Raw genomic sequence first — 15,050 nt, 5'->3', positions numbered from 1 at the left:
GTCAGCCTCCCAGATAGGCTTCGATGACTTCAGGATTGCTTCGGATCGCCTCGGGCGCTCCTTCGGCGATGATCCTGCCGCCCGCCAGCACGAGGATGCGCGTGCACAGCGACATGACGAATTCCATATTGTGTTCGATGACCACGAAGGTCGAGCCGCGCTCGGCATTGAAGGCGACAAGGCGCTCCTTCAGGCTTTCCAGCATCGTCGGATTGACGCCGCCGGCCGGCTCGTCGAGGAGGACCAGGCTCGGGCCGGCCATGAATGCCATTGCGGCGTCGAGCAGCTTCTGCTGGCCGTAGGAGAGCGAGCCGGCGAGTTCGTCCTTCAAATGACCGAGCCGGAAGAAATTGATCAGCTTCTCCGCCTCGCCCGTCAGCCCGGCGTCCGGTTGACCGAACAGGCGCGAGAACATCGTGCCGTGATGCTCCTGCCCGGCCAGGATGATGTTTTCCAGCACACTCATCTGCGGGAAGACCTGCAGCATCTGGAAGGTGCGGCCGACGCCGAGCTTGTTCAGGTCGCAGGCGCGCTTGCCGGCGACAGACCGGCCGTTGACATGGACCTCGCCGGCATCAGGTTTCGACTGGCCGAGAATGCAGTTGAAGAGCGTCGACTTGCCGCTGCCATTGGGGCCGATCAGGCCGAGTATTTCCCCCGCCTGAACGTCGAAGGAGACATCCTGAACAGCCTTGATGCCGCCGAAGGACTTCGACAGGTTGCGGACGCTGAGCACCGGGGTCGCAGTGGCGACGGCGGTCTGGACGTGCATGGTCATAGCTGCGCTCCCTGCTTTAGGTCTGCACGCACGCGCTGTCCCTTGAAGCGATCGGCGATCCGCTTGCCGAGCCCGATCAGACCCGTCGGGCAGAAGATCATCAGGACGAGGACCGTCGCGGCATAGATCATCAGGTAGTAGCCCTCGGTGAAGCGAAGGAACTCCGGCATGACGATGACGAGGCCAGCGCCGAGGATCGGACCAAAGAAGTAGCCCGAGCCGCCAACCACGACCATCAGCAATATCTTCAACGAGTGTACGAGCGAGAAGGCCGGCGGATCGATGAACTGCACCAGCGGCGCGGCAAGCGCGCCGGCCAGCCCACCGAGCGAAGAGCCGATGGCGAATGCCAAGAGGGTCATGCGGCGGATGTCCACGCCAAGACTGTTGGCGCGGATCGGGTTTTCCCTGAGCGCCCGGAAGGCGCGGCCCCAGGGCGACCGGACGAGCCCCCAGAAGAGCCCCGCCACGATCAGGAACACGACCAGGGTGAAATAATAGAAATGGAGTTGCGGCATGGTGTCGAAGCCGAGGAAGGACGGCCGCATGATGCCTACCAGACCGAGCGAGCCGCCGGTCAGCCATTCTTCGTTGCGCAGCACCAGGAACACCAGTGTGTTGAAGGCAAGCGTCACGAACGCCAGGAAGTGATGCTGGACGCGCAGCGCCGGATAGCCGAGCACCAGCCCGATGACGAAGCAAAGCACCATCGCCGCCGGGGCGGCAAGTATCCAGTGCCATCCTGCCATAGTCAGCAGCGCCGATGTGTAGGCGCCAATTCCCATAAAGGCTGCCTGCGCGAGGGAGACCTGGCCGGCATAGCCCAGCGTCAAATTGAGGCCCATCGCTGCGATCGAGAAGATCAACCAAGAGCACAGCACGTAGATGACGTAATTGCCCTGGCCGAGCGGCGCGGCGATCAGGGCAGCAACGCCGAGAAGGAGAAGGATTAAATTGCGCAAGGGCATCAGACGGCCCTCCCTTCTGCCTTGCCCATAATGCCCTGCGGGCGGACAAGGATGATGACGATGAGCAGGAGAAGCGGCACGGCGGCGCGGTACTGCACCGACACGTAGGAGGCCGCGAGATTGTCGATGACGCCGATCAGAAGGCCGCCAACAAGAGCTCCGCGAATCTGATTGAAGCCGCCGACGATTGCCGCGATGAAGGCGACCAAGCCAATCGGCTCGCCATTGGAGAACTTCGCCAGATAGATCGGCGAGATCAGGAAGGAGGCGACGGTGGCCAGCGCCGCGTTGATGAGGAAGGTGTACAGCACCATCCGCTTGATATTGACGCCGAGGATTTCGGCCACACCGGGATTCTGCGCGGTCGCCTGCATGCAGCGGCCGGTGCGAGTGCCGTTGAGGAAGAACTGCAGCGCCACGACGACCAGCAGCGAAATCGCCAGATTGGCAATATCCTGGAACGAGACCGCGGCGCCGAAAATATCTACTGTGCGGTCGCTTACCAGCGCCGGAAAAGGCTGCGCCTCGGCGCTGTAGAATTCCTTCACGCTCTCTTTCATCAGTATTCCGAGCGCGATGGTCGCCATGACGATCGGCAGCGTGCCGTGCGGCAGCATCGGCTCGATAACCAGCTTCTTGAACATCGCGCCGAGAAGGATGAGCGACAGCACGAGCGCGAAAAGCATGGCTGCGGCTAGCGGCATCCCCAGAACATGCATACCGATCAATACGAAGAAGGCGGGCAGCATGACGAATTCGCCCTGCGCGAAATTGATCGTCTGCGAGGCCTGCCACAAAAGGGTGAAGCCGATTGCGGCCAGCGCGTAGATCGAGCCCGTGGCGAGACCGGACAGCGTGATCTGCAGAAATTCAGACATTCTTGTTCTTTCCACCTCCCGTGGATTTCGAGCCGCCCCGGCTCGACGCGGTGGCAGTTCCCTGCGGCGCCCGTTCCGCCGCAGGGAGCCAGTCGCCGTCAGTTCGCCGGCAGTGTCGCCTTGATGGTTTGCTTGCCGCCCGTGACCTCGACCAGGAAGCTCTCGCGCGAGACCTCGCCGGTATCGTCCCAGGTGATGTCCATCAGCACGCCGGGGTGCTCGGCCGCTTTGAGGGTCAGGCCGTGCAGCTTGTCGGCGACCTTCTGCGAGTCCAGTTCGCCGACTAGTTCGGTTGCGTACTTGATGGCGTAGGCGCCGATATAGCCCTTGATGGCGTTGTGGTCCGCCCGGTACTTGTACTTCTCCTCGAATTTCTTCGCCATTTCCTGCACTGCGGGAATGGGCGCGTCCGGCGTCAGGCTGACATGACCGAGCGTTCCGTCGGAGGCGTCGCCAGCGAGGTCGATTACCTTCTGGCCGATCAGCGTCGTTTCGCCGACCAGCGGCACCGATACGCCCTGCTTCTTGGCCTCGCGCAGGAAACGCGCGCTCTCCTCCTCGGTCAGATAGACGAAGATCGCCTCGGCCCCCGAGCCCTTGAGCTTGACGACGTCGGAGGCGAAGTCAGCCTGCGCGTTCTCGCTCGGGACGTCGGCGACGACCTCGATGCCCTTCTCTTCCATCTGCGCGACGAAGGCGTCGTGGCCGCCCTTGCCAAACTCGCTGTTGACCCACGCGATTGCCACCTTCGACACCTTCATCTCGTCCTTGAGGTAGGCCGCGATCTTGGGCATCGACTTCTGCGCACCGAAAGAGGTGCGGAAAATGTAGGGATTGCCGAGTGCGGTGATCTTAGGCGCTTCGGAACCGGTCATCTGCGGGATGCCAGCCTGCTGCGCGACCAGCATGTTGACGATAGTGGAGCCCGAATAGACGGTGCCGAGCAGTGCGAACGCGCCGTCGTCGATCGCCTTCTGCACCATTGCGCGCGAGGTCTGCGCGTCACTCTGGCTGTCATACTGCGTCAGTTCGACCTGCTTGCCGAGAATGCCGCCGGCCGCATTGATCTCCTCGATGGCCATGGCGGCGCCATCGCGCCAATTGACGCCGGATGTTGCGCCCGGGCCGCTAAGCTCGGAGATGTTGGCGATCTTCACCGTCTCCTGGGCGTAGGCCGCCGGCATGACCGCGCCGACCATCAGCGCCGTCGCAATTCCAAGAATGCTTCTTCTGTTCATGTCATTTTCCTCCCTTAGGTTCCTGTCGAAGTTCAGTTGTGCTCACGCCCGTTCCAAAGCGATCGCGATGCCCTGGCCGACGCCGATGCACATCGTGGCCAGCGCCAGCCTGCCGCGGCCCTCCCTGAGTTCCAGGGCGGCGGTTCCGGTGATGCGTGCTCCCGACATGCCGAGCGGATGGCCAAGCGCGATGGCTCCGCCATTCGGGTTCACATGCTCCGCATCCTCGGCGATGCCGAGCTCACGGAGCACGGCAATACCCTGGGAGGCGAAGGCTTCATTCAGTTCAATGACGTCGAAATCCCGAGGCGTAATGCCGAGGCGGGCGCAGAGTTTTTTCGTCGCCGGCACCGGTCCCATGCCCATGATGCGCAGGGCAATGCCGGCGGCCGCGCCCCCGAGGATACGGGCGATCGGCGTCAGGCCGTATTTTCTCGCCGCCGCCTCGGAAGCGACAATCAGCGCCGCCGCTCCATCGTTGACGCCTGAGGCATTGCCGGCCGTGACCGTTCCGCCCTGCCGGAAGGGCGTCGGCAGCTTGGCCAGGGCCTCAAAAGTGGTGCCGGCGCGGGGATGTTCGTCCCTGCTTACAACAACCGGATCACCCTTGCGCTGGGCGATGCTGACCTCTGTGATTTCCTTGCCCAGACGGCCATTCTCCTGCGCCGCTACCGCCTTGTTCTGGCTGCGTACTGCGAAAGCGTCCTGGTCGGCGCGGGAGACCGAAAACTCCTCGGCGACATTCTCGCCGGTCTCCGGCATGGAATCGATGCCGTACTGCTTTTTCATCAGTGGGTTGACGAAGCGCCAGCCGATCGTCGTGTCGTGGATCTCGGCAAGGCGCGAAAACGCCGTTTCGGCCTTGGGCATGACGAAGGGCGCGCGCGACATCGATTCGACGCCGCCCGCGATCACCAGTTCAGCCTCGCCGGCCTTGATGGCGCGGGCTGCGATGGTCACGGCGTCCATGCCTGAGCCGCACAGCCGGTTGACTGTCGATCCCGGCACCGCCTCCGGCCATCCTGCCAGGAGCAGCGACATGCGCGCGACGTTGCGGTTATCCTCGCCGGCCTGGTTGGCGCAGCCATAGACCACGTCGTCGACGGCTGCCCAGTCGACGCCGGCATTGCGCGCCATCAACGCCCTCAGCGGAACCGCGCCGAGATCGTCGGTGCGGACCGCCGAGAGAACCCCTCCGAAACGGCCGATCGGCGTACGTATGTAGTCGCAGATGAAGGCCTCAGCCATCTTTCGACCCTCTCTTGGCGGCGCTTGTGTCGCGCTTGTGGGCAGCGTCGGTGCGCGCCTTGAGGTCGCGCAGCGTGGCGAGTTCGAGGTCGCTTGGAGCCGGCGTCTCTTCGAGCGTCGGAGAGAATTTCACCACCCAGCCGCAGGTCTCCTGGACCATTTCACGGGTAGCTCCGGGGTGCAACGACACGACTGTGAACTCCTTCGTTTCGGGATCGGGCTTCCAGATGGCGAGATCGGTAATGAGCAGAGTCGGCCCCGCCGTGTCGATACCCAGGCGCTTGCGGTGATCGCCGCCGCCGCCATGGCCGAAGGAAGTGTAGAAGTCGATCTTCTCGACCATGCCGCGCTTACTTTGCGCCATGGTGATGTAGATTTCGCGCGACGAGGTCGCGATTTCGGGCGCGCCGCCGCCGCCCGGAAGCCGGGTCTTCGGATGCGCGTAGTCGCCGATGACGGTGGTGTTGATGTTGCCGAATCTGTCGAGTTGGGCAGCACCCAGGAAACCGATCGAGATGCGGCCGCCTTGCAGCCAATACCGAAACATTTCGGGCACCGAGACGGTGGTCACCGCCGTATCGCAGAGTTCGCCGTCGCCGATAGAGAGCGGCAGCACGTCCGGCGCGGTGCCGATCGTGCCGCTCTCGTAGATAAGCGTGATGTCGGGCGCATGGGTCAACCGCGCCACGTTGCACGCCGCCGAGGGCGCCCCGATACCCACGAAGCAGACATCGTCGTTTTTCAGCGCGCGCGACGCCGCGATGGTCATCATCTCGTTGGGCGTGAAGCTGGTCATGCCGCGCTCCTGATGCTTGCGCCGGCCCTGAGGCCTTCCACGCGCGCGGCGAAATCCTCCGGCGTCGCCCGCATCACGTTCTCCTCCATCCAGGCGCGGAAGCGGTCACGGTCGGCGGCGATCTCGTCCCATTCGAGATAGGCGGCATTGTCTCGGGCGTAGTAGCCGTGCGCGTAGGACGGATGCGAGCCGCCCGGGACGACGGAAATGGCGGAAATCGTCCAGCGCGGCAGGACGGTCAGATTGGGATGCAGGCTGTCGAAATCCTCGACCACCTCCTCAACGGTAACCACGGCGCGTTTGGCCGCGAGCACCGCTTCCTTCTGGATGCCGATTATGCCCTCGACGAGCACGTCGCCGCGCCGGTTTGCCTTTTGTGCGTGAATGAAAGTCACGTCGGGACGGACCGCGGGAACGGCCGCAAGTTGTTCGCCGGTGAACGGACAGGTAATCGGCTTGATACTCGGATTGACCTTCGCCAGTTCGGCGCCGCGATAGCCGCGGAAGACGGCGCAGGGCAGACCGGCCGCGCCCGCCTCATAGGCATTGGCCATGGCGGCGTGGCTATGCTCCTCGATTTCCAGCGCGTTGGGAAAGCCGTTCTCGACTGCATCGCGCACCCGGCGAAGGAGCCCGACGCCCGGATTGCCGGCGTAGGAGAAGACCAGCTTCCGCGCCATACCCATTCCGACCATCTGGTCGTAGATCAGATCGGGGGTCATGCGGATGAGAACGAGATTTCTAAAACCCTGGCGGATCGCCTCATGCGCCGCAGCGGTCGGGATCAGATGCGTAAACCCTTCGAAAGCGACTTTGTCGCCGTCGCGCAGATTTTCGGCGACCGCCTGTGCAAGCGGCAGGAACTTCGCCATGCGCATCTTCTCCCAATCGCAACTGTTCGTATTGCGAACATTTGTTTTGTATGCAATACTCTTTGATGGATATCTGAGCGGATGTCAAGCTGCCCGCAGCGGACGCGCGATTTGGATCGGGAGGACGGTATGGCCGAGGCGCCGCTGCCACGCGACAATGTCGGCTCGCTTCAGCGCGGCCTTGCCGTGATGGAGATCCTGGCCGCCCATCCCGGCGGCCTGACGCTCACCGAAATGGCCGATAAGGCGGAACTGACGCGCGCCGGCGCGCGTCGTTTCCTCCTGACCTTGGTCGCTTCCGAGTACGCCATCCAAACCGGCCGCCGCTTCAGCCTGTCGCCCCGGCTGCTCTCAGTGGCGCGCACTTGGCTGCAGGGCGCATCCCTCTGGTCCTACGCTGAGCCGTTCATGCGCGAGGTGGCGTCACGGCTGAATGAATCGAGTTCGGCCGCCGTGCTCTCCGGCGAGGACGTGGTCTATGTCGCGCGCGTTCCCGGGCGGCATATACTGAGCGTCGCGCTGCACGTCGGGACCCGGCTGCCGGCCTGGTGCACGTCGATGGGACGCGTGCTTCTGTCGGACTTGCCTGCGCCGCAATTGCGGGAATTCCTGGCCGCGGCCAAAATCGAGCGGAATACACCCAAGAGCATCACCGACCGCACGGCCTTGGCCGCCGAGATCACCAGGGCCGCGCAGGCCGGCTTCGCGATCGTCGACGAGGAACTGGAGATAGGGCTGCGCTCCATTGCGGTGCCGATCCGCGACCGCTCCCGCAAGATCGTCGCTGCCATCAACGTTTCGACGCAATCGTCGCGCTTCACGACCGCCGAGATGAAGCGCGAAATCCTGCCGCATCTGCTTGCAGCTGCGCGCAATATTGAAGACTTTTTCATTGTCCAATAAGCGGCGCGTCGGCGTTTGCGGCTCATCCATTCGAGCGCGGAACTCCTCTGATTAAATTTCTGGTGACTGCGAATTAGGCGCTTGCCGCACCATTAATCATACGTATGATGTTTCTGATGGCGATTTTGAGGACCCGGCACCAGGATGCGGTCGACGTGATTGCCGGCTGGATCGTCGGAGGGCGGTTCGCCGCTGAATCCGTATTGCCCACGGAAGACGAGATTGGCGACGAGCTGGGCGTCAGCCGCACGGTCGTTCGCGAAGCGATGCGCACGCTGGTCGCCAAGGGCATGGTCAATGTGCGCCGGCGTCACGGCACACAGGTACAGCCGGTCGATTCCTGGAGCCTGTTCGACCCGCAGGTGGTCTCCTGGCGACTGTCGAGCGGGCTGACGCGGGAATTCATTGAGGACCTGATCCATTTCAGGCTCGGCATCGAACCCTACGCGGCAGGGCTTGCCGCAGCCAACCCGGAATTTCCGTCCGAAAAGCTGGACCAGTACTTCCGTCGCATGGCTGCCGCTGTGGACGGCGACGGCGACTACCATCAGGCGGATCTGGCTTTCCACGAAACGATATTTCTCGGCTCGGGAAACCAGTTCCTGCGCCAGCTCGCACCGCTCATGGCGAACACGCTGCGCGTTTCGTTCAGCCTGTCCGTCATCAGCATGGATAGCGCACGGGCGTCGCTGCCTATGCATCGGGCCGTTGCCGACGCTATTATCGGCCGCAACCCCGAAGCCGCTAGGACGGCGCTCACCACACTCATAGAATCGGCGCGCGAGGATATTTTCCAGGTGTTGCCACTTTTCACGGGAGAAACGAATGTCGAACGGGATCGACTGGCTGATCCGCGGACTTGAGGTGCTGCTCGTCATCCTGCTCGCGGGCATGGCGATCATGGTCTTCGGCAATGTCGTGCTGCGCTACGGCTTCAATTCGGGCATCCTCGTTTCCGAGGAGATGTCCCGCTATTTCTTCGTCTGGCTGACCTTCATCGGGGCCGTTGTGACCTTCCGTGAAAACGCGCATCTCGGAGTCGAATCCCTGGTTCAGCGCTTCGGCCGCAACGGCCGGCTCATCTGCATGGTGCTAAGCGACGCCATTATCCTTTTGTGCATGGCGGCGTTCTTCTGGGGTACCTGGAAGCAGTATCCGATCAACGCTTCGATGACCGCGCCCGTCGTCGGCATTTCGATGAACTGGATCTACGGGATCGGCTTCTTCACCGCGATCGGCATTGGCGGGCTCGTCACAATCCGGCTCGTCCGAACCGTCACCGGTCGGATCACGGAAGACGAGATCAACGCCTTCGCTGGCGAAGGCGCCGAAGCTGCCGCCATCCGGGAGCGCGCTGAATGACCATCGTCGTTTTCCTGGTTTCCCTGCTCGGGTCCATGGCGATCGGCGTGCCGGTCGCCTTCGCGTTGATCTTCTGCGGCATTGCGTTGATGACCTATGGCGGCATCTTCGACACGCAGATCGTCTCGCAGCGCATGATTTCCGGCGCCGACACCTTCACTTTGCTCGCCATTCCGTTCTTCCTGCTCGCTGGCGAGATCATGAACGCCGGCGGCCTGTCACGCCGTATCGTCGAATTCGCAATCGCCTGCGTCGGCCACATTCGCGGCGGCCTCGGCATTGTGGCGATCATCGCGGCTGTTATCATGGCCAGCATATCCGGCTCCGCCGCCGCCGATACGGCGGCGCTCGCGTCTATCCTGATCCCAATGATGCGCGATGCCGGCTATAATGTGCCGCGTGCTGCGGGCCTGATGGCCGCCGGTGGCGTTATCGCGCCGGTCATCCCGCCATCGATCGCCTACATCATCTTCGGTGTCGCCGCCAACGTCTCGATCACCCAACTCTTCATCGGCGGCATTGTGCCCGGCCTGATGATGGCGATGTCGCTCGTGGTCACCTGGCTGTTCCTGGCAAAAAAGGAGAGCGTGGCGGTCCTGCCGCGCCAGCCGATGTCCATGAAGCTGAAAGCGACTGGGCGCGCCGGCTGGGCGCTGTTCATGCCGGTGATCGTGCTCGGCGGCATCCGCTTCGGCATCTTCACGCCCACCGAAGCTGCGGTCGTCGCCGCGGTCTACGCGCTTTTCGTCGGCATGTTCATCTACCGCGAGCTGAAGTTCCGCGACCTCTACGGCGTGTTCCTCACCGCCGCCAAGACGACATCCGTCGTGATGTTCCTGGTAGCGGCGGCGCTGGTCTCGGCCTGGCTGATCACCTCGGCCAACATCCCGGCGGAGATAGGCGGCATGATCCAGCCTCTCGTCGACCGGCCCAAATTGCTGCTCGCCGTAATCATGGTGCTGGTGCTGGTCGTCGGCACCGCGCTCGATCTGGCGCCGACCATCCTGATCCTGACGCCGGTGCTGATGCCGATCATCCGCCAAGCAGGCATCGATCCGGTCTATTTCGGCGTCCTATTCGTGATGAACAATTGCATCGGCCTGCTCACGCCGCCGGTCGGCATCGTTCTCAACGTGGTGAGCGGCGTAGCACGTATTCCGCTCGGGCAAGTCATCGTCGGCGTCTGGCCCTTCCTTTTGGCGCAGACCGTCGTCATGTTCCTGCTCGTCATGTTCCCAGAGCTCGTTCTCGTACCTCTCGCCTGGCTCCGCTAGGAATGAGAGGGCACGTGTCTTTCGAGAAGCAGAAGTCCAAGTTCAACAACGGAGGAAACAAAATGAAATCGACAATTCTCAAAGGCCTCGCGCTTGCGCTTTGCGTCGGCGTGTTCAGCGGACCGGCGCTCGCCGAAATCCAGGAGCGCACCATCCGCGTCTCCAACGGCGTCGCCGAGGAGCATCCCGTCGGCAATGGCGTGAAGGCGATGACCCAGTGCATGGCCGACAAGTCCGACGGCAAGCTGAAGCTCACCGCGTTCTGGAGCGGCGCGCTTGGCGGCGATCTCGATGCGACGCAGGCGCTGCGCTCCGGCACGCAGGAAATGGTCATCACCTCGACCTCGCCGCTGGTCGGCATCGCGCCGGCGCTCGGCGTGTTCGACCTGCCCTTCCTGTTCAATGACGAGAAGGAAGCCGACGCCATCCTCGACGGCGAGTTCGGCAAGTACATTTCCGACCAGATGCCGCAGTACGGTCTGGTTAACCTCGCGTATTGGGAGAACGGCTTCCGCAACCTCACGAACTCGCAGCGCGCGGTCGCTGGCGTCGAAGACATCAAGGGCCTGAAGGTCCGGGTGATGCAGAACAACATCTTCCTCGATTCCTTCCAGAATCTCGGCGCCAATGCCGTGCCGATGGCTTTCGGCGAGGTGTTCACCGCCCTCGAAACCGGCGCCATCGACGGCCAGGAAAACCCGGTGGTTACCATCGATACCTCGAAATTCTCCGAGGTGCAGGACCATCTCACTTTATCACGGCACGCCTATACGCCGTTCATGGTGCTCTACTCCAAGCCGCTTTGGGACCAGCTCGACGCCGAGGAACAGGCGATCCTGCAGGAATGCGCGGTGGTCGGCCGCGACGTGCAGCGCAAGGCGAGTCGCGATCTTGGAGCCAAGTCGCTGGAAAACGTCAAGGCGGCGGGGATGGAAGTGACCGAGCTTACGCCAGAGGCGCAGGCCCAGATGCGTGAAGCGGTTAAGCCGGTCTACGAAAAGCACGCCGCCACGATCGGCCAGGAGGTCGTCGACAAGATGATGGCCGAACTCAAGAAGCTGCGCGGCGAATAGCTGCTTAGGCGATTTGACACTTCCTGGCGGCGGCATAGTTCGCCGCCCGTTTTCTGCAAGGTTGCTCCATGAAGATCACATCCGTCGAAACCGTCCGGCTGGGCGAATTCGCCAACATCATCTGGGTCCGCATCCACACCGATGAAGGGCTGATCGGGCTCGGCGAGACCTTCATGGGAGCCGCCGCCGTCGAGGCGTATATCCACGAAACCGTCGCGCCAAAGCTGATCGGCCGCGACCCGCTGCAGATCGAGGCGATCAACCGCGACCTGATCGGCTATCTCGGATGGCGTGGCGCGGGGGTCGAGACGCGCGGCAATTCGGCGGTCGATATCGCTCTCTGGGATCTTTTCGGGCAGGCGCTCGGCGTACCGGTCAGCGTCGCGCTTGGCGGCAAAAGCCGGGATTCGATCCGCACTTACAACACCTGCGCCGGCTACAAATATGTCCGCGACGCCCGCGCCCAGGCGGTCGAGAATTGGGGCGTCGGCGCGGCCGAAGGCCCTTATGAGGACCTCGACGGCTTCCTGAACCGCGCCGATGAACTTGCACATTCGCTCATCGAGCAGGGCATCACCGGCATGAAGATCTGGCCGTTCGACATCGCCGCCGAACGGACCGGCGGCCTCGACATCTCCGCCGAGGAGCTGCGAACCGCGCTGAAGCCGTTCGAGAAGATCCGCGCGGCCGTCGGCGACCGCGTGGACATCATGGTCGAATTCCATTCGCTGTGGCAGCTTCCCGCCGCCCAGCGCATAGCCCGCGCACTCCAGCCCTTCGACACCTACTGGCATGAAGACCCGGTGCGGATGGATTCGCTGGAGACGCTGAAAGCCTATGCCCCGCATTCGAAGGCGATGATCTGCGCCTCCGAAACACTCGCCTATCCGCATGCCTTCCGCGACTATCTCGCAACCGGCGTCGCCGGCGTCGCCATGCTCGACCTTTCATGGTGCGGCGGCCTTTCGGAAGCCCGCAAGATCGCCGGCATGGCCGAAGCGCATCATATCCCAGTCGCGCCGCATGACTGCACCGGCCCGGTCGTGTTCATGGCCTCGTGCCATTTCTCGCTGCATGCCCGCAATGCGCTGATCCAGGAATCGGTGCGCGCCTTCTACACCGGCTGGTACACTGAGCTGGTCACCGAACTGCCGCGCGTCAAGAATGGCGAGATCAGCCTCGGCGACGCGCCGGGCCTTGGCCTGACGCTTCTGCCGGGACTGACCGAGCGCGCCGATGCCATCGTGCGCACCAGCAACGCCTGAGAATCGTCCATGACCGCGGAAGCCCTGCCGACCCATCCAAGCGCCTCCCGCTCGACGCAACTCGGCATCGCCGTGATGCTCGCCGGGATCCTGCTGTTCTCGCTAAACGACGTGATGGGCAAATGGCTGGTCGCGACCTACAGCGTCGGACAGGTGCTTTTGATCCGCAGTGCGGCGGCGCTGCTGATCCTTACGCCCTTCATCTGGAAGGCGGGTGTCCGTTCGCTGATCCGCGTAGAGCAGCCGCGGATGCAGGTGCTGCGCGTCATCCTGTCCTCGCTGGAAGTCTACTGCTTTTATTTCGCGGTCATCTACCTGCCGCTCGCCGACGTGATGACCTACTGGCTGGCGGCGCCTATCTATGTCGCCGCGCTTTCTCCTTTTCTGCTCGGCGAACATGTCGGTTGGCGGCGTTGGACCGCGATTTTCATCGGCTTCGTCGGCGTCATAGTGGCGCTGGAGCCATCGGCGGCGACGCTGACCGCTCCAGCGCTGATCTCGATCTTCGGCAGTTTCGCCTTCGCCTTCATGATGTTGTCCGGTCGCTCGCTGCGCGGCACGCCGGACACAACACTGGTGTTCTGGCAGACGATCGGGGCCGGCCTGTTCGGGCTGGCAACCGCGCCATTTGGCTGGGTGACGCCGAGTGCGCCGGACTTCGCGCTGCTCGGTCTGCTTGGCGTCGTCGCCATGGTGGCGCATGTCTGCGTCAACCGTGCGTTGAAGCTTGCAGACGCCGCGACCGTCGCGCCGTTCCAGTACACGTTGCTTCTATGGGCGGTGATTTTCGGCTGGCTGGTCTTCGGCGACATTCCGCGACCGGCCATGCTGGCGGGCGCCGCGATCATCGTGGCCGCCGGCCTGTTCATCTTCTTCCGCGAGCAGCGGGCCAAGAAGAACGCGGGCATGTAATTCGGGCTTACTCTTCGGAGACGATGGCCTCGGCCTCGATCTCGACCTCATAATCGCCAATGAGATCGCCGGCCTCGATCATCGTGTTAGCCGGCAAAACGTCGCCGAACACACGGCCGTGTGCGCGCGACACCGGCTCCCATTGCGCGGCATCGCGCAGGTAGATACGGGTGCGCACTACATCCTCCATCCTGCCGCCGAGGGCGGTGATCGAAGCAGCGATTTTATCGAGGATATAAGTGGTCTGGGCGCCCGGGTCGCCGGGAGCTACGCAGCGGTCGGATGCATGGGTGGCCGTGGTGCCGGAAACCCGGATCGTGTCCTTGACCCGCACCGCGCGGCTGTATCCGGCGATCGGCTCCCAGACACTGCCCGATGAGACCCGCAGCCGCCCCGGTCGCCCGGGAACAGGCTCGGCGTTGAACACGGATGGTATAGCGTCGAGATGGTGGCTCAAATCGCCGGAAGCCGTCAGGTAGGGCGGGCGGCGGTATTCGTCACCGCAATCGCCGGGGATTGGTTTTGTCCCTGCGAAGGCCTCTTCCAGCCTCGCTTTGTCCTCCTCGTCGAGCGCGAAGCCGAAGACATTGAGATTGTCCGAGCGGTGCTCGCTCTCGCCGATGCGCGCGCCGACGATCGCCGCCGCCACCGCCTCGTGTTCCAGCACCCAGCGGGTCGCGACGTTGGAAATCGAGACGCCATGCTTGCGTGCGATCTCGCCCGCGGCGGCCAATATGCCCTGGAAGGCGTCCCAGCCGCCTGCAGTGTCGATGAAGCGCTTGTATTTCGAGCGGCTCCAGTCGGCGATTTCAGATGGCTCGGGCCTGCCCAGCCACTTGTCGGACAGGAAGCCGCCGCACAGCGTGCCGTAGGCCAGAAGCTTCACTCCGGATCGGGCGCAAAGCTGCGCCAGCGCGCCCGCCGCGCGCCGGTCGACGAGCGAAAAGGAGACTTGGTTTGTCGCGATCGGTACGCCATCGGCCAGCGCCAGCGCCAGATGCGCGGCGTCGAAATTGGTGACCCCGAGCGCGCCGATCAGGCCGTCTTGCCTCAGCCGCGCCATTTCGTGCAGCGCATCAAGCCAGGCCGGATGCTCGAAGGTCCACCAGTGGAATTGCAGGAGGTCGATCCTGTCGATACCAAGACGGTCGAGTCGTTCCTGCACGCCCCTTCGCACGATTTCGGCGGTCATCGGACCGGGCTCGGGACACCATTTGGTGAAGGCAGCCGGCCGGCGCGATGCGTCCGGATAGCGAGCGAGCAGTCGCCCGGTGATCAGCTCGGCGCTGCCATAGTGGTCGGCCATGTCGAACGTATCGAAGCCCGCATCAGCGTAGGCCTGGAGCGCGTCGGCGGCGTGTTCAGGATCGAGCAGCGTGCCGCTCTTTTCAAGATCGGCGACTTGCCAGAGGCCGCAGACCAGCCGGCTGATGTTGTTGTTGTCACCAAGATCGATGCGGTCGGGACGTCGCTGCATGGAAGG

At 63.3% G+C, this 15,050-nt stretch carries 15 protein-coding genes; 7 read left to right on the top strand and 8 right to left on the bottom strand.

The features are described from left to right. Window position 1: 1 nt before the first annotated feature. The 7 genes from ABVK50_RS00395 to ABVK50_RS00365 form a co-directional block, all read right to left on the bottom strand. A complete protein-coding gene (locus ABVK50_RS00395) occupies window positions 2-778 on the bottom strand; it encodes an ABC transporter ATP-binding protein (protein ID WP_353643328.1) in 777 nt (258 codons plus the stop codon). Beyond that, window positions 775-1,746, bottom strand: a complete 972-nt coding sequence (locus ABVK50_RS00390; protein WP_353643329.1) for a branched-chain amino acid ABC transporter permease — start codon at window positions 1,744-1,746, stop codon at window positions 775-777. The genes ABVK50_RS00395 and ABVK50_RS00390 overlap by 4 nt, the downstream gene beginning before the upstream one ends. Continuing rightward, on the bottom strand, window positions 1,746-2,624 hold the full coding sequence (locus ABVK50_RS00385) for a branched-chain amino acid ABC transporter permease (protein WP_353643330.1): 879 nt from the start codon (window positions 2,622-2,624) through the stop codon (window positions 1,746-1,748). Before ABVK50_RS00385 ends, ABVK50_RS00390 begins: the two co-directional genes overlap by 1 nt. 98 nt (window positions 2,625-2,722) lie before the next feature. Further along, window positions 2,723-3,862 (bottom strand): ABC transporter substrate-binding protein, encoded by a 1,140-nt coding sequence (locus ABVK50_RS00380; protein WP_353643331.1) that lies wholly within the window; start codon window positions 3,860-3,862, stop codon window positions 2,723-2,725. Between the two features lie 42 nt (window positions 3,863-3,904). Next, a complete protein-coding gene (pcaF, locus tag ABVK50_RS00375; RefSeq protein WP_353643332.1) occupies window positions 3,905-5,110 on the bottom strand; it encodes a 3-oxoadipyl-CoA thiolase in 1,206 nt (401 codons plus the stop codon). Further along, complete coding sequence (locus ABVK50_RS00370; protein WP_353643333.1) at window positions 5,103-5,906, bottom strand: CoA-transferase subunit beta; 804 nt, start codon at window positions 5,904-5,906, stop codon at window positions 5,103-5,105. Before ABVK50_RS00370 ends, pcaF begins: the two co-directional genes overlap by 8 nt. Beyond that, window positions 5,903-6,778 carry a CoA-transferase gene (locus ABVK50_RS00365; protein ID WP_353643334.1) on the bottom strand — a complete coding sequence of 292 codons (876 nt, stop codon included), beginning with the start codon at window positions 6,776-6,778 and terminating at the stop codon, window positions 5,903-5,905. Before ABVK50_RS00365 ends, ABVK50_RS00370 begins: the two co-directional genes overlap by 4 nt. Before the next feature lie 129 nt (window positions 6,779-6,907). Here ABVK50_RS00365 and ABVK50_RS00360 point away from each other — a divergent pair, with 129 nt between their 5' ends. The 7 genes from ABVK50_RS00360 to ABVK50_RS00330 all read left to right on the top strand — a co-directional run bounded on the left by ABVK50_RS00360 (window position 6,908) and on the right by ABVK50_RS00330 (window position 13,567). After that, a complete protein-coding gene (locus tag ABVK50_RS00360; RefSeq protein WP_353643335.1) occupies window positions 6,908-7,681 on the top strand; it encodes an IclR family transcriptional regulator C-terminal domain-containing protein in 774 nt (257 codons plus the stop codon). A gap of 116 nt (window positions 7,682-7,797) precedes the next feature. Next, entirely contained in the window at window positions 7,798-8,544 is a 747-nt protein-coding gene (locus ABVK50_RS00355) for a FadR/GntR family transcriptional regulator (RefSeq protein ID WP_353643336.1), read from the top strand. Further along, complete coding sequence (locus ABVK50_RS00350) at window positions 8,507-9,043, top strand: TRAP transporter small permease (RefSeq protein ID WP_353643337.1); 537 nt, start codon at window positions 8,507-8,509, stop codon at window positions 9,041-9,043. The genes ABVK50_RS00355 and ABVK50_RS00350 overlap by 38 nt, the downstream gene beginning before the upstream one ends. Beyond that, complete coding sequence (locus ABVK50_RS00345; RefSeq protein WP_353643338.1) at window positions 9,040-10,317, top strand: TRAP transporter large permease subunit; 1,278 nt, start codon at window positions 9,040-9,042, stop codon at window positions 10,315-10,317. The genes ABVK50_RS00350 and ABVK50_RS00345 overlap by 4 nt, the downstream gene beginning before the upstream one ends. A 62-nt stretch (window positions 10,318-10,379) precedes the next feature. Next, complete coding sequence (locus ABVK50_RS00340) at window positions 10,380-11,390, top strand: TRAP transporter substrate-binding protein (RefSeq protein WP_353643339.1); 1,011 nt, start codon at window positions 10,380-10,382, stop codon at window positions 11,388-11,390. A 68-nt stretch (window positions 11,391-11,458) separates the two neighbouring features. Further along, on the top strand, window positions 11,459-12,655 hold the full coding sequence (locus ABVK50_RS00335) for a mandelate racemase/muconate lactonizing enzyme family protein (protein ID WP_353643340.1): 1,197 nt from the start codon (window positions 11,459-11,461) through the stop codon (window positions 12,653-12,655). A gap of 9 nt (window positions 12,656-12,664) precedes the next feature. Further along, on the top strand, window positions 12,665-13,567 hold the full coding sequence (locus ABVK50_RS00330) for a DMT family transporter (protein ID WP_353643342.1): 903 nt from the start codon (window positions 12,665-12,667) through the stop codon (window positions 13,565-13,567). Window positions 13,568-13,574: 7 nt separating this feature from the next. Here ABVK50_RS00330 and ABVK50_RS00325 read toward each other — a convergent pair whose 3' ends face one another. Continuing rightward, a complete protein-coding gene (locus ABVK50_RS00325) occupies window positions 13,575-15,044 on the bottom strand; it encodes an aldo/keto reductase (protein WP_353643343.1) in 1,470 nt (489 codons plus the stop codon). Between the last annotated feature and the right edge of the window lie 6 nt (window positions 15,045-15,050).

This window comes from Mesorhizobium sp. WSM2240, assembly GCF_040438645.1.
Taxonomy (GTDB): domain Bacteria; phylum Pseudomonadota; class Alphaproteobacteria; order Rhizobiales; family Rhizobiaceae; genus Allomesorhizobium.
This window is presented reverse-complemented; position numbering and strand designations above follow the sequence as displayed.